This window comes from Acinetobacter sp. ANC 4973 (assembly GCF_002135275.1).
Classification (GTDB): Bacteria; Pseudomonadota; Gammaproteobacteria; order Pseudomonadales; family Moraxellaceae; genus Acinetobacter; species Acinetobacter kyonggiensis.
Genome location: NZ_NEGM01000001.1, coordinates 220,912 through 241,560 on the forward strand (window position 1 = coordinate 220,912; position 20,649 = coordinate 241,560).

18 protein-coding genes and 1 tRNA gene are annotated in these 20,649 nt (G+C 40.5%); 4 read left to right on the forward strand and 15 right to left on the reverse strand.

Translation table 11 applies throughout. The features are described 5' to 3' along the window. Positions 1–22: 22 nt before the first annotated feature. Complete coding sequence (locus B9T30_RS01090) at positions 23–562, reverse strand: KdsC family phosphatase (protein WP_086183391.1); 540 nt, start codon at positions 560–562, stop codon at positions 23–25. Positions 563–565: 3 nt separating this feature from the next. After that, positions 566–1,543, reverse strand: a complete 978-nt coding sequence (locus tag B9T30_RS01095) for a KpsF/GutQ family sugar-phosphate isomerase (RefSeq protein WP_086183392.1) — start codon at positions 1,541–1,543, stop codon at positions 566–568. Between the two features lie 216 nt (positions 1,544–1,759). On the opposite strand from B9T30_RS01095, the gene cysS reads away from it, so the two are divergent. The 4 genes from cysS (at position 1,760) to B9T30_RS01115 (ending at position 4,690) form a co-directional block, all read left to right on the forward strand. Beyond that, positions 1,760–3,181 (forward strand): cysteine--tRNA ligase, encoded by a 1,422-nt coding sequence (gene cysS / locus B9T30_RS01100; protein ID WP_086183393.1) that lies wholly within the window; start codon positions 1,760–1,762, stop codon positions 3,179–3,181. A gap of 64 nt (positions 3,182–3,245) precedes the next feature. Continuing rightward, positions 3,246–3,321, forward strand: a tRNA-Gly gene (locus B9T30_RS01105). Between the two features lie 349 nt (positions 3,322–3,670). Continuing rightward, entirely contained in the window at positions 3,671–4,120 is a 450-nt protein-coding gene (locus B9T30_RS01110; RefSeq protein WP_086183394.1) for a universal stress protein, read from the forward strand. A 183-nt stretch (positions 4,121–4,303) separates the two neighbouring features. After that, on the forward strand, positions 4,304–4,690 hold the full coding sequence (locus tag B9T30_RS01115; protein ID WP_086183395.1) for a carboxymuconolactone decarboxylase family protein: 387 nt from the start codon (positions 4,304–4,306) through the stop codon (positions 4,688–4,690). A 77-nt stretch (positions 4,691–4,767) separates the two neighbouring features. Here the strand turns inward: B9T30_RS01115 and B9T30_RS01120 are convergent, their stop codons facing one another. From B9T30_RS01120 to B9T30_RS01180, 13 genes are all read right to left on the reverse strand, one after another. Beyond that, complete coding sequence (locus tag B9T30_RS01120) at positions 4,768–5,409, reverse strand: ATP-binding cassette domain-containing protein (RefSeq protein WP_086183396.1); 642 nt, start codon at positions 5,407–5,409, stop codon at positions 4,768–4,770. 1 nt (position 5,410) lies between these two features. Then, entirely contained in the window at positions 5,411–6,094 is a 684-nt protein-coding gene (gene modB, locus B9T30_RS01125) for a molybdate ABC transporter permease subunit (RefSeq protein WP_086183397.1), read from the reverse strand. A gap of 58 nt (positions 6,095–6,152) precedes the next feature. Beyond that, positions 6,153–6,911, reverse strand: a complete 759-nt coding sequence (gene modA / locus B9T30_RS01130; protein WP_086183398.1) for a molybdate ABC transporter substrate-binding protein — start codon at positions 6,909–6,911, stop codon at positions 6,153–6,155. A 75-nt stretch (positions 6,912–6,986) separates the two neighbouring features. After that, the gene (locus B9T30_RS01135) at positions 6,987–8,219 is read right to left on the reverse strand and encodes a molybdopterin molybdotransferase MoeA (protein WP_086183701.1); all 1,233 of its coding nucleotides are present in this window, start codon (positions 8,217–8,219) and stop codon (positions 6,987–6,989) included. Between the two features lie 8 nt (positions 8,220–8,227). After that, positions 8,228–9,151, reverse strand: coding sequence for a bifunctional molybdenum cofactor biosynthesis protein MoaC/MoaB (gene moaCB, locus B9T30_RS01140; protein ID WP_086183399.1), 924 nt, complete (start codon positions 9,149–9,151; stop codon positions 8,228–8,230). Between the two features lie 85 nt (positions 9,152–9,236). Next, on the reverse strand, positions 9,237–9,749 hold the full coding sequence (locus tag B9T30_RS01145; protein WP_086183400.1) for a molybdenum cofactor biosynthesis protein MoaE: 513 nt from the start codon (positions 9,747–9,749) through the stop codon (positions 9,237–9,239). A gap of 1 nt (position 9,750) precedes the next feature. Then, complete coding sequence (locus B9T30_RS01150; protein WP_086183401.1) at positions 9,751–10,002, reverse strand: MoaD/ThiS family protein; 252 nt, start codon at positions 10,000–10,002, stop codon at positions 9,751–9,753. A gap of 1 nt (position 10,003) precedes the next feature. Continuing rightward, positions 10,004–11,056, reverse strand: a complete 1,053-nt coding sequence (gene moaA / locus B9T30_RS01155) for a GTP 3',8-cyclase MoaA (RefSeq protein WP_086183402.1) — start codon at positions 11,054–11,056, stop codon at positions 10,004–10,006. A 133-nt stretch (positions 11,057–11,189) separates the two neighbouring features. Next, positions 11,190–11,816, reverse strand: a complete 627-nt coding sequence (locus tag B9T30_RS01160) for a molybdenum cofactor guanylyltransferase (RefSeq protein WP_086183403.1) — start codon at positions 11,814–11,816, stop codon at positions 11,190–11,192. After that, positions 11,813–14,593, reverse strand: a complete 2,781-nt coding sequence (locus B9T30_RS01165) for a nitrate reductase (RefSeq protein WP_086183404.1) — start codon at positions 14,591–14,593, stop codon at positions 11,813–11,815. The genes B9T30_RS01160 and B9T30_RS01165 overlap by 4 nt, the downstream gene beginning before the upstream one ends. A gap of 276 nt (positions 14,594–14,869) precedes the next feature. Continuing rightward, the gene (gene nirD / locus B9T30_RS01170) at positions 14,870–16,489 is read right to left on the reverse strand and encodes a nitrite reductase small subunit NirD (RefSeq protein ID WP_086183405.1); all 1,620 of its coding nucleotides are present in this window, start codon (positions 16,487–16,489) and stop codon (positions 14,870–14,872) included. A gap of 26 nt (positions 16,490–16,515) precedes the next feature. Further along, positions 16,516–19,062 carry a nitrite reductase large subunit NirB gene (gene nirB, locus B9T30_RS01175; protein WP_086183406.1) on the reverse strand — a complete coding sequence of 849 codons (2,547 nt, stop codon included), beginning with the start codon at positions 19,060–19,062 and terminating at the stop codon, positions 16,516–16,518. Positions 19,063–19,097: 35 nt separating this feature from the next. Beyond that, entirely contained in the window at positions 19,098–20,450 is a 1,353-nt protein-coding gene (locus B9T30_RS01180) for an MFS transporter (protein WP_086183407.1), read from the reverse strand. Positions 20,451–20,649: the final 199 nt, after the last annotated feature.

The following is a 20,649-nucleotide window of genomic DNA, read 5'->3' on the forward strand; positions in this document are numbered from 1 at the left end:
AATTAAATGAATTACTTAACTATTAATGTGGGACAGAGGTATATTTTTCAAGTAAAACGTCATACGCGCCTTTAGCCATCAAAATCATATCGCAGATTTCACGCACTGCACCACGACCACCCATGGCCTGAGTCACAAGGTCGGCACGGCGACGTACTTCCACATGACCATTTGGAACGGTAACTTTCATGCCCGCAATCGCAAATGCAGAAAGATCTGGCCAATCATCACCCATATATAAACAGTCTTCTGGTGCAATATTCAATTGTGCACATGCTTCGCGTAATGCGATACCTTTGTCTTCACGACCTTGAAAAACCAAGTCTACACCTAAGTCAGACATCCGTTTTTCAACAATATTACTTTTACGTCCAGTGATGATAATGACTTTAACACCTGCTTGTTGCACAAGTTTCATGCCTAAACCATCACGGATATCAAATGATTTAATTTCATCACCTGTATTGGTGAGTGTCACAAAACCATCACTTAAAATACCATCGACATCAAGAACCAAAGCTTCAACATGACGCGCTTGTTCCAATAAAATATAAGATGCCATTTATTAATTTACCCCAGCTTGAATCAAGTCATGCATACTAATGACACCAATGACTTGATTGACATCATCAACAACAACAAATTGATTGATTTTCTTTTCATTCATTCGCTCTAAAGCTTCAACTGCACGAGCTTCTTGCGAAATCGTTAAAGGATTCTTCATCATGACTTCTGAAACAGCCAAATTCACATCAAAACCTTGCTGTTTATCAATTAAACGACGTAAATCTCCGTCGGTAAAAATACCCAGCAGAACATTATTTTGATCCACAATTGTGGTTAAACCTAGACGTTTATTTGAAATTTCGTATAAAACTTGATTCATTGGTGTATCTGGAGATACTTTCGGCAATTCTTCACCTGTATGCATCAAATGCTTAACATGAAGTAATAGACGTTTTCCTAAAGCTCCCGCTGGATGTGACATCGCAAAATCATCCGCAGTAAAACCACGTGCATCCAATAAAGCAACTGCCAGTGCATCACCTAAAGCTAAGGTTGCAGTGGTACTTGACGTTGGTGCTAAACCTAGTGGGCAAGCTTCTTGAATATTACCCAAAGTTAAAGCCACATCGGCATTTTGCGGCATTGGCCCTTTATCATCGCCACTGATGGTAATTAAAGGAATTTCTAAACGCTTAATCAATGGCATGAGCATCATAATTTCATCGCTCTTGCCCGAGTTTGAAATGGCAATGAGTACATCACCATACACCAGCATACCTAAGTCACCATGCCCCGCTTCACCCGGATGCATAAAGAATGATGGCGTACCTGTTGAAGCAAAGGTTGCTGCCATTTTACGACCAATATGCCCCGACTTACCCATTCCCGTAATGACTAAACGCCCTCGGCACTGCAAAATAATTTCACAAGCGTGGCTAAAACGTTCATCAATTTGCGTCGCTAATACTTCTAGGGCTTTTTCTTCTATACGCAAAGTTTCTAATGCAACTTTTTGGAAGTCTATTTGGTTCGGCATATTTTTTGGGTTCAATGTAGGTTTACCTTAACTCTATTTAAAGAGTGACTCTAATCAAGCAAAAATAATTTTCGCAATTTTATCATATCTATGCAAATCTCACGTTTCTAAATGTACAACTTTTCACAAGCTTATAAAAAAAGCGTATAAAACTTTATGAAAAATAATGCTTAGGTTAAGATGAGCTACCATTTAATTGACCTATTTTGAAGAGCTATGCAACCATTTGTTCTATACAACTCAGAGCAACGTAAAAAAGTTGAATTTGTTCCACGTGTTGAAGGACATATCGACATGTATGTGTGTGGTATGACGGTATACGATTACTGTCATATTGGACATGCTCGAGTCATGGTTGCATTTGACTACATTATTCGTTTCTTGCGCAGTCAAGGTTGGAGCGTTAAATACGTTCGTAATATTACCGACATTGACGATAAAATTATTCAACGTGCCAATGAAAATGGCGAAAGCATTACTGCACTGACAGATCGCTTTATTCAAGCCATGAATGAAGATGCTGCAAATCTCGGTTGTGCTGCACCTGATGAAGCACCACGCGCCACTGACTATATTGATCAAATGCAAAACATGATTGGTAATTTAGTCAATAAAGGTACGGCTTATCCTTCAAATAATGGCGATGTATATTTCCAAGTGGAAAAATTTGCCAAATATGGTCGTTTATCAGGTCGTAAACTGGAAGATATGCAAGCAGGTGCATCTGAACGTGTCGATGTCGAAGTTGAAAAGAAACATCCTTTTGACTTTGTGCTTTGGAAACATGCCAAAGAAAATGAACCTTCTTGGCCTTCGCCTTGGGGCAATGGTCGCCCGGGTTGGCATATTGAATGTTCTGCCATGTCTACCTGCTGCCTAGGCAACCATTTTGATATTCATGGTGGTGGCTCAGACTTAATGTTCCCACATCATGAAAATGAAATTGCACAATCTGAAGCCTCTACAGATGAACAATATGTCAATTATTGGATGCATGTCGGCTTTATTAACTCTGATGGCGAAAAAATGTCTAAGTCTTTAGGCAACTTTTTTACCATTCGTGATGTGATGGAGAAATTTCACCCTGAAGTGATTCGTTACTTTATTGTGTCTTCTCACTATAGAAGCCCAGTCAACTTTTCAGACTTTGCATTAAAAGAAGCAAAAAATGCACTCAGTCGTTTTTATCATTCATTTAAAGCGTATCAACAAAGCTACGGTGAAAAAACCACTGAAGCTTTAGACGAAACTTTGGTTGAACGCTTTAATGCCGCTATGCGTGATGACTTTAATACATCCGAAGCGATTGCGGTCTTGTTTGAAATTAACAAAGAACTCAACCGTGCAGTAAAAGATGAAAATGCTGAACAAGCCACTGTTTACTATTCAACATTACGTCACCTCACTAATATTCTTGGTTTGGTTCAATACAATGTAGATGAATTCTTAAAATCTGATATTGGTCAAGATGCTTTAGGTTTGTCTGAAGAACAAATTACAGATTTAATTCAACAACGTGTTGATGCAAAAAAAGCCAAAGAATTTGCCAAAGCCGATGAGATTCGTCAGTCTTTACTTGATCAAGGCATTGTTTTGGAAGATACCCGTCAAGGTACGATTTGGCGTCGTGCTGATTAATTAAACAATCAAATTTATAGAGAGTTGACAGTTTTATAAAACGCTCTATAATGCACTCCATAAAGCGGGAATAGCTCAGTTGGTAGAGCATAACCTTGCCAAGGTTGGGGTCGAGAGTTCGAGTCTCTTTTCCCGCTCCAAAATACGAAAAAGCCCTTATCATTGATAAGGGCTTTTTTTCATCGCAATTTTATCTCTAACCCCGAGTATCTTTCTATCTTAAATGACATTCATCATCAAACCATGATGGGCTAAACTTTAAAGCCCCCTATAAAGCATCACCTTGCCCTAAAAACAAATTATTCGACAACTCAAAGACTTTGAAACCACATATTTCTTCATCTGCTTAAACAAGCAAGTAAAAAACTGATCCTATACAGATAATGTGATTAAAGCCAAAACGATATATTTTTATCCTTTTTTATTACTGCATGTTCACTATGTTAATCTTGAGCTAGATAAAGAATCTTAAAACAAGAGGAAAGTGTCATGAATTACCAACACATCTTACTCGCTGTTGATGATTCCCCAACTGCTATTGCGACTGCTGAGCAAGTGATTATTTTAGCCAAAGCATTAAGCAGTAAAGTCACCATAGCCAGTGTTGTTGTACTCGACCCTTTAACCAGCGTTAGTTTTTATAAAAATGTACCCGGTATAACGGATTATTATCTGGCAGCAAAAGCGCATGCCAAAAACATTCTGGCTGAGCTAAAGCAAAAATTTACTGACTACGGTATTGAAACAGAAACGAAGCTCATTAGCAGTCATTCCCCAAGTGACGGTATTTCCAAACTTGCGGATGAGTTAAATGTTGACTTAATTGTGGTCGGTTCACATGGTCGTACAGGTTTAAAAAAGGTGCTCATTGGCAGTATTGCACAAGACATACTGACTTCCAGCCATGTTCCCGTACTCGTAATGAAACACACAAAATAATATTTTATGCACGGTTCCCCCAGCTCACTTTATGTGAGCTGATTTTTTACTTTTAATATTTGGTAACTTAAACGTAGCTTACTCAAAAAATTCAATTAAATTAAGATTATAAATCAATTCACATTAATGCTATTAAAGCATAAACTTTGATCAGTTTTTTATCGACATGACCAGAGTAAAAATATGTCACAACAAGACTTCGAAAATGGTTTAAAAGTTCGTACTGAAGTTATGGGCGAATCTTTCGTGAAACGCGCACAAGATAATACGGTGCCCTTCACTCAACCCTTACAAGACTGGATTAATGAACATGCGTGGGGTTCAACTTGGCAACGTGAAGGCGTGCTGCCGCGTAAGTATCGTTCATTAATTACCATTGCTTTCTTAACTGCTCAAAAAAGCCCGACAGAACTTAAAGGTCATGTCCGCGGTGCATTGAATAACGGTGCGACTGTAGAAGAAATTCAAGAAGTGCTCCTTCATAGTCTGCCTTACTGCGGTGCACCAGCCACGCAGGAAGCTTTTCGTGCTGCGCTTGAAGTGATTAATGAATATCAAAAATCTGAATAATAGGGTTTGAAATGTATAAAAATAGTTTAGGTATAATACTTAGGCTATTTTTACCACATGATTAGATCTTTGCGGGCTTACCTATGCTGCAATTGCCCTTGATCTAACTGCAAAATATCAGCTTTTAAATATTTTAACTCTTCCAAATGATGCGTCACATAAATCATGGGTAAATCTAACTCATCTTTAATTCGCGTTAAAAATGGTAAAATTTGCTGTTTTAGCTGATGATCCAACCCCGTTAATGGCTCATCTAAAAGCAATAAATGAGGGGAAGATAACAATGCCCGCCCAATCGACACGCGTTGTGCCTCTCCGCCAGAAAGTTGATGTGCTTTACGTTGACATAAGTGTGTCAGTTCGAGCAACGCAATGATTTCATTAAACTGAAATTTCCGTTCAGATTGGGGAATTAATTTTTCTGCATAACAAAGATTTTGCTGCACATTCATATGTGGAAACAGCAATGCATTTTGAAAAATTAATGCAATTTTTCGTTGATGCATCGGTACATGAGTTTTTTGCTGGCTATCGAATAAAATCTGCTGATTAAACTGAATTGTCCCATGTGTCGGCTTTAATAAACCCACAATATTTTTTAATAGAGTACTTTTACCACAGCCAGATGCACCAACAATCCCTAAAAGCTGTTGTTGCATTTCCAGTTTAACATTCAACATAAAATCAGCATGTTGATATTGAAAATTACACTTCAACATATCACGCTCCTAATTTTTGTTGATACTTTTGCAAAATAAAATAATTGGCAATTAAAGCGCTAAATGCCAAAATCAAAGACAATGCCACCAGTCGCATTGCCATCTCTTCACCATTGGGTTGTTGTAGCAATGAATAAATTGCTATCGGAATAGTCCGAGTTTCATCTGGGATATTGCCGACAAAAGTGATGGTTGCGCCAAACTCCCCCAAACTTCGACTAAAACATAAAATACTGCCAATCACTATTCCGGGAATAGCCAACGGTAAATTAATACTCAAAAACACTTTCCACGGTGCTGCGCCTAATGAACCCGCAATTTGTTCGAGCTGTTGATTCATCAACTGAAAGGATAAACGTATGGGTTGTACCATCAAGGGAAATGCCACAATCATCGAGGCCAACACCGCACCTTTCCAATTAAATGCCAGTTGAAGACCGAATGCATTTAAATATTTGCCAATTAATCCCTGATTACCAAATAAGACCAGAAGCAAATAACCCAAAACGACGGGGGGCAAAACCATGGGCAATTGCAATAATGCTTCAACGATAAATTTGAGCCGAAATTCATGCCGTGCAAGTAACCACGCCAATGCAACTGCAAAAGGTAAGCAAAATAATGTGGCAAAGCCTGCAACTTTGGCAGATAAATAAAGTGCACTAAGTTCCTCTGGACTGAACATGCTCACTCCCCCATTCATTTACTTAGTCATTTACTTAGTCACGTACTGAATCATTTACTTAGGGTTTCAAACTAAAACCATATGTCTGGAAGACCGTTTTGGCTTGTGCACTGTGTTTCACAAACTTTTCAAATTGAACGGCTTCTTTATTTTTTTCACCTTGTTTAGTCAATGCCAATGGATACACAATCGGACTATGTGATTGACTTGGGAAGGTACCAATAATTTTCACTTTTTGACTAATTAAAGCATCAGTTTTATAGACAATACCAACTTCACATTCACCTCGCTCTACAAAAGCTAGAGCCGAACGCACATCATCTGTGCCCACAATACGGCCTTTTAAAGCATCTAACCAATTCAATTTCAGTAGGCTTTGTTTCGCATATTTTCCTACAGGAACAGACTCCATTTGCCCTGTACATAAATGCCCTTTAAATGATTGAGCGAAATTAAAACTCGGTTGGGCTTTAAATGGAATGTGTAAACTTTTTGGGCTAATTAAAACCAATTGATTAAACAACAAAGGTTGGGCTTTATTTTCAGTAATGATCTGTTTTTTGATTAGATAATTCATCCAATCTAAATCCGCAGAGAAAAAAATATCACTATTTGCCCCTACTTCTACTTGTTTTGCCAAAGCAGATGATGCGCCAAAAACAGCAACTATATCCGTTTTTGGATATTTTTTTTCATAAAGTGCGGCAATATCGGTGATGGCATTGGTCAAGCTTGCAGCAGCATAAACCTTAACTGTTTCTGCCTGAAGCGTACCGCATACACCAATGAGTACTGTACCAATAATTAAGTTTTTCATTGCTTACCCTCATTTTAAATATGGCGTGATTTGATCAATGACTGATTGAATAAATTTAAGCGAGTAATGGTCAAATCACGAGTGAATAAAAATACCTTGCACAATTTGACCTTCAAACATACTTTTCCCCGCAGGTATTCGCACCAAACAATTGGCTTGCATTAAATTACTCAGCATATGTGATTGTTGTTTAGACAAACTTTTGACCTTAAGGACAGACTGCTCAAAACTGGCGGACATCCTTAAAAAGCGTTCTCGTGCATCCATTTTCAAATCATGTGACAGTACTGCACTAAACCAGTTCGGCGGCTGCTTTTGACCTTGTAACGCATTTAGCAAAGTCGAAGTATAAATTTGCATCCCCATATAAACAGCGGCAGGATTACCCGGCAATCCGAGTAAATAACAAGCCGAATGATCCGCTCTCGCTAAAGTCGCAAAGAAGATAGGTTTGCCCGGTTTTTGTTTGACTTTCCAGAAAATTTGCTCAAAACCTAAAGCTAACGTGACGGGTCGAATAAAATCATAATCGCCAACCGACACCCCGCCTGTGGTTAAAATAAGGTCATAATCTTGAGAGAGCGTTTGAATTAATGCTGTAACGGCATGTTCAGTATCTGCTACATGAAAAATTTCGACCTGTTGCGATTGCTGCTGAAACCACGCTTGAATTAAGGGTGCATTGGCATCAAAAATTTTACCCGATGCAAAATCCTCAACTGAAACTGCCACCTCATCGCCCGTAATCACCACCGCTACTTTAGGATATTGAAAAACATGAACCGTTTGAACACCTGCCATGCTTAAAGATGCAATTGCCCCCACAGACAGTTGCTGCCCTTGACTTGCCAGTAATTCACCTATAGAAACTTCTTCACCAACGTCTCGAATATCAGCATGGGCTTTTAAGCTCTCTGTAATTTCAATGCTAGATGAATCAATAACGCTCACAATTTCTTGACGCGCCACGGTGGTCGTACCCACAGGAATTTTGGCACCGGTGAAAATCCGCGCTGCCTGTCCTTGTTTTAACTGTAACTCAGAGCCATGACCTGCCTGAATCTCTCCCACCAATTCAAATGAACTCTTCGGCTCAATTGTCGATGGTGCACACAGCGCATAACCGTCCACTGCACTTTGGGAAAATAACGGCAAATTAATTTGAGAATAAACATCTTCAGCTAAATAGCGATTTAAAGCTTGATCTAAAGCGAGCTGTTCCGTCGCTAAAACTTGAGCATTATCCAAAATTAACGCCAAAGCCTGATCGACGGTAATCAAGCCCTGTTCTGCTCCGCATGCTGACATGCTGCTACTCATTGATAGCCGCCTTGATGCGGGATATTTTTTTGCACATCAAATAAATGTACTAAGGCAGGAAGGATCGCAATCAAAGATTCTTGAGCACCTTGTCGGCTGCCCGGTAAAGTCAGCACCAAGCTATGATCGATATACCCCGCAACACCACGGCTTAAAGCCGCATAAGGCGTACGTTTTTGTCCAAAACTACGTGAGGCTTCCATTAGCCCTGGTATTTCCCGTTTTAATAAAGGCTGAATAGTTTCTACGGTTAAATCTTTCGGGCCTAAGCCTGTCCCACCCACGGTTAAGATCAGCGGATAATGATTTTTTTGCTGTTCAATCAGTGCCAATAATTGTTCTGGACTGTCTGGAATCACTTGATAAGCAATCTGACTAAAATTGGCTTCTTGTAAAATTTCTAAGACATTTTGTCCTGCTGTATCTGGTTTCTTCCCTGCCGCTACAGTATCGGATAACACAATAATAGATGCTGACAAACTTTCTTTTAACACACGAGTAAAGTGAGACTTACCGCCTTTTTTCTTTTGTAATTTACATTGATCCAAACATAAATCTTCGGGTTCACAATGCGGTTTTAACATGTCGTACAAAGTTAAGCCCGCAAGGCTGACCGCAGTTAATGCTTCCATTTCTACGCCAGTCGGGCCAATGGTTTCAACTGTGGCAATAATTTCCACATAATTTTCAAATAGTTCAAAGTCTACATCGGCACGGTAAATCGGTAGTGGATGACACAATGGAATCAGCTCATCGGTACGTTTCGCTGCTAAAATACCCGCAATCCGTGCAGTTTTAAGCGCATCGCCTTTTTCCGTATTGCCATTACGCAGAAGTTCAATGCAATGTGGCGGAGCATGCAAAATACCTGTTGCCACTGCAGTACGATAACTCTCTGCTTTCATCCCAACATTTTTCATTGCATGTTCCTATCATTTATTTTTACAGTAAAATTAAGTTTTGGGGCTTAAATAAAGGATGATAAATTATTAAATCATTCTCAATTTAATGATGACAATGTTGATCATGTTCATGTGTGTTGACTGCATGATGATGTGAATGTGGCTCATCTACATCATCCTTACGAATACAACAGCCTTCCACATACTGACTACTGCCATCCATATAGAATTCTTCTTTCCAAACGGGCACTTCATGTTTCACGCGCTCTACTGCTTCTTCACAAGCGGCAAAGGCTTCACGACGATGTGCCGCATAAGCAATCGCAATAATGGCTTTTTCACCAATGTCTAAAGCGCCAATGCGGTGAATCACCCGTACATAGGACACCGCATATTTGGCTTGAATTTCTTGTTCTATTTGACGAATCATTTTTTCCGACACAGGTGCATACGCTGTATATTTCAGCGCCTTCACCGCTTTGCCTTCATGATGATTACGCACCGTACCAATAAAAACACCAATACCACCACATTCAGGAAAATGCTGAATTTGATCAAAGCTTTCTAAAGTTAACGCAGTATCCTGAATTCGTGAAAATTGTTTTAACTCTTCCATCTTAGCCTCCTGCTACGGGTGAAAGTAGCACTAAGGTACTGTCCGAGCGAAGTTCGGTCTGACGTGAAATAATGTCCTCACCCATAGCACAAGCACAACGCTCGATCATCGCTAAAGCAGCTGGATATGCTTGTCCAACTTGAGCCAAGACATCCGTGATTGTGCTGTTTAGGCTGCATATGATTTCTAAATCTTGCGGTAACTGTCGCTCTACCGCACCGAAGGCTTCAATTTTGATTTTGATTTGTGACATCTTAACCTCCAATCATGTGCATACTAATTTTTCGACTGCTTTTATCTAAACTTTGATTTTTCAAGCGCTGTTCTATCGCGTGATAACCCTGTTCTTTGTGCCAGATATAGGTAAATAAAGCATCGTGTAAATTCACTTCACTTGACGCTGTTTTTAAGGTCAGTGCTTTAATTTGTGTTTTTAACTTCAACCCTTGCGGAGCAAAGAGACAATTATAAAATTCGCCTTGTGCAGTTAAACGCACTCGATCACATGTTCCACAAAACGAGTTGGTAATGGTGGAAATAATGCCTATTGGATGACCATCAATAAAATGCTGTCTTGCGGGATCTGAAGTGGTCTGAGCCGAACCATGTCCTTGCTTAGTCACTGTAAATTCAGTGGCTAAAGTTTCTAAAATTTGTTGCTCACTCACCACATGTTCAGTTGACCATTTTCGATCACCATCTAGCGGCATAAACTCAATAAAACGTAAAACAATTTGCTGCTGAACTGACCAACGCGCCAAAGGCAAAATTTGATTTTCATTCATCCCATGCATTAGTACAGTATTAATTTTTATTGGGAGTCCTACCGCTTGAGCAGCTTGAATTCCTTCAAGTACAGGTGCCAAGTCTTTTTGAGTTAAATGTTTAAATTGGCTCGCATCCAAACTGTCTAAACTAATGTTCAGGTCATCTAGACCTGCTTGCTTTAACGCCTCTGCATATTGTTTTAAATAATGCGCATTGGTGGTCATGGAAATCCGTTTTAGCCCGAACTGCTTTAAGTTTTGTAGTTGTGCAACAAAATGTACCACGCCCTGACGCATGAGCGGCTCACCACCCGTAATACGAATAAATTCAATACCACGGCGCACCATAAAGTCACAAAACTGATAAAGCTCTTCAAAGCTAAGTAAATCGTGTTTTTTCATCCATTCTGGGTGTTCAGGCATACAGTAGACACACTTAAAATTACAGCGATCAGTCACTGAAATGCGCAGTTTTCGCTTACCACGACCGAATTGATCGACAAATAATGCATTGCTTTTAAGTTGTGTCATCATATTCATGTTGAACATCCATCTTCAGGCATTAGGTAGTTACTGCACAAATATTGTGCAAAAGCTTTAAATCGCCCAATCTTATTATTATTAGATCTGCAATAAGTGTTCCAACTTTGTGCCAAAGGTAAAATATCGCGCTTTAATGTAGAAATTTAATTTGTTGATGCTGTTGCAGCTCATCGGGTGAGTTAATACTGTGAAAAAATAAGGCATGGTTGGTAAAATGTGCCACTTGAGCGTGCAATTCTGCAAAACAATGCCTTAAACTGCGCTGTTTTTGCTCAAGACAATCACTCAGGTGCGCCAAACTGCTGCGTTTAACCAAGCAAAATGGGTACAGTGCTTTGCCATTTATTTCCGCATAAGCAACTTCTGCCAAACTATTTTTAGCCAAAGCCAGATGTAATTTAAAAATGATTTTTGGGGGAATGTAGGTCACATCACAGGGTACAAACAGCACATAGTCTGCTTGTACATGTGACCATGCGCTTTTCATTCCCATCAATGGGCCTAAAAAACCATTTTCATCATCCTGATAGCAATGAATACTGGGAATAATCTTTTGATAAATCGAATAATCCCGATGGCTGTTGATCCATACTTGTGCAACATCAGATTTAAGCTGTTGATGGATTTTAATCAGTTGTATTTGGTCATCAAATTTTTGTAATAACTTATTCAGACCATTCATACGTCGAGCCTGCCCACCAGCCAAAATCACCAAGTCCGTATCGGGATAAATTGACTTTTTAATGCCATTTTTCATTCAACTGCCTCCGTTTGACAGGCTTTGATCAAGCCACGAATTTCAGGTAAACATGAACCACAATTGCCCCCAGCTTTTAAACAGGCTGTGACTTGTTTCTCATCGGTAATATTTTTGCTTTTAATGGTTTCAATAATGCGGTTTTTACCGACTTTAAAGCAGCTACAAACCAACGGCCCTTCATTATTTGCCATCGACATCGGCTGCCCTGCAAGCAATGCCTTACGGTGCATAGCACTTAATCGTTCACGTTTAAATAAGCTTGCCACCCAGTCACGATCTGGCAATAACGCCTTAGGTGCAATATATAAACTGGCAATCAAATGACCATCTTTGAGCACCACACTATGACTAATATGCGCAGTCTGGTCTTCAATATTCAGCCATTCAAAACTTTCATCTTGAAACGGTAATAGCTCTTTTAAATGTTCTGTGGTTTGGGTAAATTTTTTACGATCTGCCACTTCATATCGCGTGGCTTTGGCCGTTATAATTTTAGTCCACCATACTGTGCTTTCAATTGACGATTGCACAATTTTTTCAAAGCCTTGACGCACATAAAACACGCCTTGCCATTGGCTATAAAATGGATGGATGATCACAGGCGTATGCTTAAACTCAGGTTCACCTGAAATAGCATCCACAACAGGATTCACCACTTTACCAATACGGGCATCGGATGCCACTTGGTCATTCCAGTGAATCGGTGCAAAGACTTGTCCACGGCGAATATCATCACTGACCGTCGCGCGTAATACGCAATTGCCCCATTTCGATTTCACTTCAAGCAATTCGCCATCTTTAACGCCATATTTCAATGCATCTTGTGGATGAATTTCACAATACGGCTCTGCACGATGGGTACTTAAATTGGCAGATAAACCGGTACGGCTCATGGTGTGCCATTGATCACGAATCCGCCCCGTATTTAAAACCAAAGGAAATTCTTTACACACTGAATTAACAGGATTGATTGCGGTAATGGCAATAAATTTAGCTTTAGCATCGGCATGGCTAAATTGCCCCTGAGCATACAATCGTGCCACCGCGCCCTCAGGCTGCTGTTTAGTCCATACTGGCCATTGCACAGGCTTTAGTTCGTCATATTCAGTTGCGGTTAAATCCGTTAAACCGTTTAAATTAAAATAACGAAAATTCGGTGTTTCACTGCGCTGTTCTAAATCTGAATTTTGCTGAGCTGAAAGTCGTGCATGCTCTAAGAAAATGTCATGGCTATTTTTAAAATCAAAACCATCAAAACCTAATTTTTTCGCTACCTGACTAATGGCCCACCAGTCCGCCTTTGCCTCACTTGGCTCAGCTAAAAAGGCACGTTGTCTGGAAATGCGACGCTCAGAATTGGTGACTGTACCCTCTTTTTCGCCCCAACCTAGTGCAGGTAATAAGACATCAGCATATTGCGTGGTGTCAGTCTCTTGGCAAATATCAGAAACCACCACAAATTCACATTGCTCTAAAGCACGTTTCACTTGATCAGCATCGGGTAAACTGACCACAGGATTGGTTGCCATAATCCAAATGGCTTTAATTTTTCCGCTTTCAACCGCATGAAATAAATCAACTGCTTTAAAGCCAGCTTGCTTGGCAATATGGGGACTGTGCCAAAAGTTTTGCACCAATTGTTGATGGGTTTCATTTTCCAATTCTAAATGTGCCGCCAACATATTCGCCAGCCCACCCACTTCACGCCCGCCCATAGCATTAGGCTGTCCTGTCATCGAAAATGGTGCAGCACCCAATTTGCCTATTTTTCCCGTTAACAAATGGCAATTGGTAATGCTATTGGCTTTATTCACCCCTTGCGACGATTGATTCACCCCCATTGAAAACAGCGTCATCACTTTTGAAGTGTTGGCAAATTTTTCATAGAAAGTCAGCAATTTTTCGACCGAAATTCCTGTGCGTGTCGCCACATTTTCAATGCGAGATTCACTTTCACTCTGTGCCAGTGCTTGCGCTAAACCTTGGGTATGAGCAGCAATAAACGCTTGATCGGCATGACCATTTTGCGATAGATACTGCAATAAACCATTAAACAAGGCAACATCTTGCCCTGGTAAAATCGGTAAATGTAAGTCAGCTGCTTCGCAGGTACTGGTAAAACGCGGGTCAACCACGACCACAAACAAATCGCGTTGTTCTTTGGCCTTCATAATGCGTTGATACAATACTGGGTGACACCATGCAGTATTTGAACCTACCAACACCACCATGTCGGTATGTTCAAAATCTTCATAACTTGCAGGGACAATATCTTCCCCAAAAGCACGTTTATGTGCAGCAACTGCCGACGACATACAAAGACGTGAATTGGTGTCTATATTGGCCGTACCCAAATAGCCTTTGACAAATTTATTCACCACATAATAGTCTTCAGTCAGCAACTGACCTGACACATAAAAGGCAATGCTGTCACGACCATATTGATCTATACATTGTTGAAATTTATTGGCAATGCTCGAAATAGCCATGTCCCAAGTTGCTGCCTGACGATTTGCCTTGCGCCCCATCATCGGCTCAAGTACACGGCTTTCCAAACCAATCGTATCAGCTAAATTACTGCCTTTAATACACAACTTACCGTAATTAGAAGGATGGGTAATATCGCCTTCAACAGTCACTTTTTGACCTAATGCTGTCTCCTGTACGGTTGCAGTCACACCACAACCTACGCCACAATAAGGACAGGTGGTATTTGTCGTTTTCGTCAATAATTCTGTGGAGCTTTCAAGTTCCACAACGGGAATATTGTTCATTTATGCTCCCACATCTACTTTACTTCTACTTAAATTAGCTATGGATATTTGATACTCAAAGTGGCATGAATTGAATTCATCCTACATAGCAACTATTCCATAACGATCGCTTCGCATTTTTTAATCCTCCCCAACCCTCCTTTAAAAAGGAGGGAGTATCTAAAATTTAATAACAATTTGAATTTTAGATTGTTCCCCTCTTTCTTAAAGAGGGGTTAAGAGAGATTTATAAACAACTAATCATTAAATTACCTTTAACTGGCTGACACTCAATAATCAACCTGCTTGTTTTAATGCAAAATCTTTACCAAATAACAATTTATTGCGAATCGAAGAAATAGGTGTTTGATCTGCAATTAACTCTGCATACCATGCACCATCTTCGGTATCCCCAAACAATACTGCACCAATCACTTTATCTTTTTGAATAATAATACGCTTATAAATATGACGTTTTTCATCATTCAAAATGATATCTTCATAATCATCAGCGGGTTCAAAGTTACCTGCGGAAAACACATCACAACCACTGACTTTAAGCTGTGTTGGAACGGTTGGTGCTTTAAAGGTTAAGCTACCATGTTCAGCCAAATGTGAGGCACAAATAAATGCTTGTCCCCACAGTGGTTCAACCAAGCCAAAAGTTTGATTACGATGCTCAATACATTCACCCACCGCATAAATGCTCGGGTCAAAGGTTTGCATGGTGTCATTCACCATCACGCCACGGTTACAACGTAAACCTGCACTTTGTGCCAGTGTCATATTTGGACGAATCCCGACTGCAAACACCACAAAATCGGCATCTAATACAGTGCCATCTTTTAAGCGCAGTTGGCTCACATGACCATCTTGACCAATCAGTTCTTCTGTATTGGCTTCAGTCAATACTGGAATACCTTTGGCTTCGATACTTTGTTTCAGTAAAGCACTTGCTCGTGCATCCAGTTGACGATCCATAATACGATCCATCAAATGCAACACAGTGACGTTCATGCCGCGTTGTTTTAACCCATACGCCGCTTCAAGCCCGAGTAAGCCGCCACCAATCACCACCGCATTTTTCTTGTTTTTACAATACTCTAGCATGCTGTTCACGTCATAAATATCACGGAAACTCAATACACCTTTTAAATCTGAACCTTTAATCGGTGGAATAAATGGCTTAGAACCTGTCGCAAGAATTAATCGGTCATAATCCACCACCAAACCTTTTTCTGTATAGACTTGCTTACGTGGACGGTCAATTTTCACCGCAGCATCACCAGCAATAAAGTGAATCCCTTTATCGCTATACCATGCATGTGAATGCAGCATAATATCTTCAATGCTTTTATCACCAGATAACACAGGTGAAAGCATGATACGGTTGTAATTACCCCACGGTTCCTCACCAATCACAGTCACTTCATAGCGATCTGGCGCCATATCCAGTAAATCTTCGAGGCAGCGCATCCCTGCTAAACCATTCCCAACCAAGACCAATTTCATCTTTTCTTGCGAAGTACCATTATTGGTAATATAGGTTTTTTGTGCCGTTGGGCTAACAAAAACACGACCCTCTTCAATTTTGCTTGGAAACACCAACAATTTTTGATTTTTGTCTTCCAAGCAGCGTCCTGTGGCTAAACTGAAATGCTGCTTATAAATAGGCGATGCCACCACACGCTCACCTTGCAAATCACCCAAAATCCCGCGTGACATAACAAAGGCTTGACTGAAAGGGTCTTGATTACTTAAGGCGTAAACACGTTTTTCATGACCGACACGGAATAAGGCAATTTGCTGCTCATCAATCATTGCACCAACACCAGTATTCGGCGTGATGTCATCTAAATGACAAATTTCAATCCAGTCCAATTCATCTGTCGCATTCATTTCTTTTAAAATCGTCATATTTATTCTCCTTTAATCACAAATGCTTAAGCTTCTACTACAGGAATACGGCTTGGATCACGTTCCACTGTGGTTTTTGGGCGAATTTGCCCACGTTCAGCAGCAAACTGAATATGCGGATCATTCTGTTGTTCAGCTTTTGCATTAATAAAGGTTTTAAAACGTTTACGCACTTCAGGATCTTCAATCGCAGTACGCCATTCGTCTTGATAAGTTCCGACCACATGATCCATACGGCGTTCTAATTCAGTCGCAAGTCCCAAAGAATCTTCAACCACCACGGCTTTAAGATAGTCCAAACCACCTTCGAGATTGTCACGCCATACCGAAGTACGTTGCAAACGATCTGCTGTTTGGATATAGAACATATAGAATCGGTCGATATAGCGAATTAAAGTTTCAGTATCAAGGTCAGAAGCAAGCAGTTCAGCATGACGTGGTTTCATCCCACCATTACCGCAAACATACAGATTCCAGCCTTTTTCAGTGGCAATGACACCAACATCTTTGCTTTGCGCTTCGGCACACTCACGGGTACAACCAGAGACCGCCATTTTGAGTTTGTGTGGAGAACGTAAACCCTTATAGCGATTTTCTAGAAAAATGGCTAAACCCATTGAATCATCGACACCGTAACGGCACCATGTGCTACCAACACATGATTTAACGGTACGTAAAGATTTACCGTAAGCATGCCCAGATTCAAAACCAGCATTAATCAATTTTTCCCAAATTTCAGGTAGTTGATGGACTTGTGCGCCAAATAAATCAATACGTTGTCCACCCGTGATTTTGGTATATAAACCATAATCTTTTGCGACCTGACCAATGGTGATTAAACCTTCAGGGGTAATTTCACCTCCTGCAATACGTGGCACAATAGAGTAAGAACCATCTTTTTGAATGTTACCAAGGTAATAATCATTACTGTCTTGTAATCCAGCATGACTTGGTTTGAGTACAAAATCATTCCAACAAGAGGCTAAAATATTCGCCACAGTTGGTTTACAGATATCACAACCTAAACCATGACCATGCTGCCCAATCAAATCATCAAAGGTTTTAATTTCATTGATACGAACCAAGTGATACAGCTCTTGGCGTGAATAGGCAAAGTGTTCACATAAATGGTTGTTGACGGTTACGCCTTGACGTTGTAATTCAGACTTCAACACTTGTGTCACTAAAGGTGCACAACCACCACAAGCCGTTGCGGCTTTGGTACATTTTTTTAAAGCACCAAGCGATGTTGAACCCTCATTGATCGCTTGGCAGATATCTGCTTTAGAGACGTTATTACATGAACAAATGGTTGCGCTATCTGGCAATAAGTCGACACCGCTACCACCCGATTTTGCTGAAGATTGTTCAAAGCCCGGCATAATCAAGCTTTCTGGTTGTTCTGGAACAGCCAGTCCATTCAACATCATCTGTAATAAGTCGTTATATTCTTTGGCACAACCGACCAAAACAGCACCCAACAACTTGGTTTTGTCACTATTGACCACAATCTTTTTATAGACCATGGCAGCTTCATCTGCATAGAAATAGCTCAGTGCATTTGGCGTCATGGCATGTGCATCACCGACCGATGCAACATCAACACCCATGAGTTTAAGTTTGGTGCTCATATCCGCACCGGTAAACTCGTTACAGCTCTGATCCATGACATGCTTTGCAGCAATACGTGCCATGTCATAGCCCGGTGCCACTAGACCATAAATTTTATTTTGCCAAAGCGCACATTCACCAATCGCATAAACGTCTGTATTTGAGGTTTGGCAGTAATCATTAATCACGATTCCGCCACGTTCACCAATCGCCAGTCCACTTTGACGCGCTAATTCATCACGTGGGCGAATACCCGCAGAGAACAAGACAATATCAGTTTCAAGTTCAGAGCCATCGCCAAACTTCATTACATGCGTGGTATTGCTACCCGCTTCAATACATTGCGTAGCTTTTTGGGTATGAACTTTTACGCCTAAATTTTCAATTTTTGCGCGTAAAACCTTACCGCCTAAATCATCAATTTGAACCGCCATTAAACGAGGTGCAAATTCCACCACATGGGTTTCAAGATTTAAATCACGTAATGCTTTCGCAGCTTCAAGCCCCAGTAAACCACCACCAATCACCACACCTGTTTTTGCATTTAAGCTTGCAGCACGAATGGCATCTAAGTCTTCAATGGTGCGATAGACAAAACAGTTTTCACGCTCATTACCCGGAATTGGAGGAACAAAAGCATATGAACCTGTCGCCAATACCAATTTGTCATAAGCAATCACATCACCATGATTGGTGGTAATTGTTTTATTTAAAGTATCAACTTCAGTTGCTTTGGTATTTAAGCGTAGATCAATTCCATAAGCATCCGCAAAATCTGAACGGCAAAGGGTTAGATCTTTAGCTGATTTTCCTGAGAAGTATTCAGTTAAATGTACACGATCATACGCTAAACGAGGTTCTTCCGCTAAGATGGTAATTTCAACTTCATCCCCTGCATGTTCCAATACAGATTCAATGAATTTGTGCCCCACCATGCCATGACCAATCATTACCAATTTCATATACTTTCTCCTCAATTCCTTTTTAACTTTTTAGCTTATTGTTGAGCTTCAGCCATACTGTTACGTTCAAGCACCGCAGCTTCAAACAACTTTTGCTCTTTTTCTTTATGTTCTACCGAGAAACGGATCATCAGAACAAAACTCGCTGCAATCACCACCAAGCCGCCCAAGAACATGAGACAAGTTTGAATATCGAGCATACCTTTGAGTAAGAAACCTGCTGCCACTGCACCCACGTTACCCCCTGCCCCAATGATGCCTGCAACACCACCTAAGGCATCACGATCAATGAATGGAACCAGTGCATAAGTTGCACCACATGCCATATGGGTAAAGAGTGCAAATACGGTCATGACCAGAATTGCCAGAACTGCGGTATTCATTTGTGAGAATAAGATTAAGAACAGACCTTCCATCAGGATCATGCCAAACAATACTTTGGTACGACCATCTAGACCTTTTTTAGTCGCAACTTTATCTGAGACAATTCCACCTAAAGCACGGGCAAACAGTGCCAACAAACCAAAGATCCCTGCGGCTAAACCTGCCTCTTTTAGTCCAAAGCTAAAGTGTTCGACGTAGTACATCGCCACGATGTTATGAATGAAGATTTCGATCCCGAAACATGCAGCATAAGCACCAAATAAAATCCAAACGCGGTAGTTACGTGCAGCGTGCATAAGAATTGCCATGCCGCCTTTTTTATCGCTACCGACTTGAATGCCTTGTGCACGAAGTTCTTTAAAGTTGCCTTGTGGACAGTCTTGGGTAAATTTCCAATACATTGCACCCACAATCAGCATCATCAGACCCGGTACAATCAGTGCAATTCTCCAACCCATCGCTTGTTCAACACCGAACATCACTAAGGCAGCAAGCATTAACGGCATCAATGCTTGTGTTGCACCACCCCCTGCATTTCCCCAACCTGCTGATGCAGCATTGGCCGTTCCCACTACATTTGGTGCAAACATAATACTGGTATGATATTGAGTAATCACAAAGCTGGCACCAATGGCACCAATCAATAAGCGGAAGAATAAAAAGGATTCGTAACTGTTGGCAGATGCCACACCAAAGACTGGAATACTGCCGATAATCAGTAAAGCCGTATAAGTTTTGCGTGGACCATATTTATCACACAGCGGCCCAACAATCAGACGAACTAAAATGGTAATTGCAACAGCGGCAATATTAATGTTCGCAATTTGGTCTTTGGTTAAATGGAACTCACCAGCGATTACTGGCATCAGTGGTGCACAGGCAAACCATGCAAAGAAGCAGACAAAAAAAGCGAGCCAACTCATATGGAAGGCTCTCATTGCTGCACTACTGAAGTTAAAAATATTTATTTTTGTTGCTTTTTTAGCATTTAAATTTGAAGACATAGCCTTCTCCTTCCTGAACTGAACGTATTGGTTTATCTACTATGCGGATTGCTGCATACCAGATTCGATCAGAACGGACATCGTTGGCCGTCTTACAAATTTTTAGAGTCTTCTTTGACTCATAAAGGATTATGCAATGACTATGCCAACATATTATAAAATATCTTAATATTATGTTTTTTATCAATTTTTATATTAA

What these genes read in the sequence shown, in the direction of transcription:
- B9T30_RS01090 (WP_086183391.1), bottom strand. Translation starts at nt 562, where the DNA reads ATGGCATCTTATATTTTATTGGAACAAGCGCGTCATGTTGAAGCTTTG.
- B9T30_RS01095 (WP_086183392.1), bottom strand. Translation starts at nt 1,543, where the DNA reads ATGCCGAACCAAATAGACTTCCAAAAAGTTGCATTAGAAACTTTGCGT.
- cysS (WP_086183393.1), top strand. Translation starts at nt 1,760, where the DNA reads ATGCAACCATTTGTTCTATACAACTCAGAGCAACGTAAAAAAGTTGAA.
- B9T30_RS01110 (WP_086183394.1), top strand. Translation starts at nt 3,671, where the DNA reads ATGAATTACCAACACATCTTACTCGCTGTTGATGATTCCCCAACTGCT.
- B9T30_RS01115 (WP_086183395.1), top strand. Translation starts at nt 4,304, where the DNA reads ATGTCACAACAAGACTTCGAAAATGGTTTAAAAGTTCGTACTGAAGTT.
- B9T30_RS01120 (WP_086183396.1), bottom strand. Translation starts at nt 5,409, where the DNA reads ATGTTGAAGTGTAATTTTCAATATCAACATGCTGATTTTATGTTGAAT.
- modB (WP_086183397.1), bottom strand. Translation starts at nt 6,094, where the DNA reads ATGTTCAGTCCAGAGGAACTTAGTGCACTTTATTTATCTGCCAAAGTT.
- modA (WP_086183398.1), bottom strand. Translation starts at nt 6,911, where the DNA reads ATGAAAAACTTAATTATTGGTACAGTACTCATTGGTGTATGCGGTACG.
- B9T30_RS01135 (WP_086183701.1), bottom strand. Translation starts at nt 8,219, where the DNA reads ATGTCAGCATGCGGAGCAGAACAGGGCTTGATTACCGTCGATCAGGCT.
- moaCB (WP_086183399.1), bottom strand. Translation starts at nt 9,151, where the DNA reads ATGAAAAATGTTGGGATGAAAGCAGAGAGTTATCGTACTGCAGTGGCA.
- B9T30_RS01145 (WP_086183400.1), bottom strand. Translation starts at nt 9,749, where the DNA reads ATGGAAGAGTTAAAACAATTTTCACGAATTCAGGATACTGCGTTAACT.
- B9T30_RS01150 (WP_086183401.1), bottom strand. Translation starts at nt 10,002, where the DNA reads ATGTCACAAATCAAAATCAAAATTGAAGCCTTCGGTGCGGTAGAGCGA.
- moaA (WP_086183402.1), bottom strand. Translation starts at nt 11,056, where the DNA reads ATGAATATGATGACACAACTTAAAAGCAATGCATTATTTGTCGATCAA.
- B9T30_RS01160 (WP_086183403.1), bottom strand. Translation starts at nt 11,816, where the DNA reads ATGAAAAATGGCATTAAAAAGTCAATTTATCCCGATACGGACTTGGTG.
- B9T30_RS01165 (WP_086183404.1), bottom strand. Translation starts at nt 14,593, where the DNA reads ATGAACAATATTCCCGTTGTGGAACTTGAAAGCTCCACAGAATTATTG.
- nirD (WP_086183405.1), bottom strand. Translation starts at nt 16,489, where the DNA reads ATGACGATTTTAAAAGAAATGAATGCGACAGATGAATTGGACTGGATT.
- nirB (WP_086183406.1), bottom strand. Translation starts at nt 19,062, where the DNA reads ATGAAATTGGTAATGATTGGTCATGGCATGGTGGGGCACAAATTCATT.
- B9T30_RS01180 (WP_086183407.1), bottom strand. Translation starts at nt 20,450, where the DNA reads ATGTCTTCAAATTTAAATGCTAAAAAAGCAACAAAAATAAATATTTTT.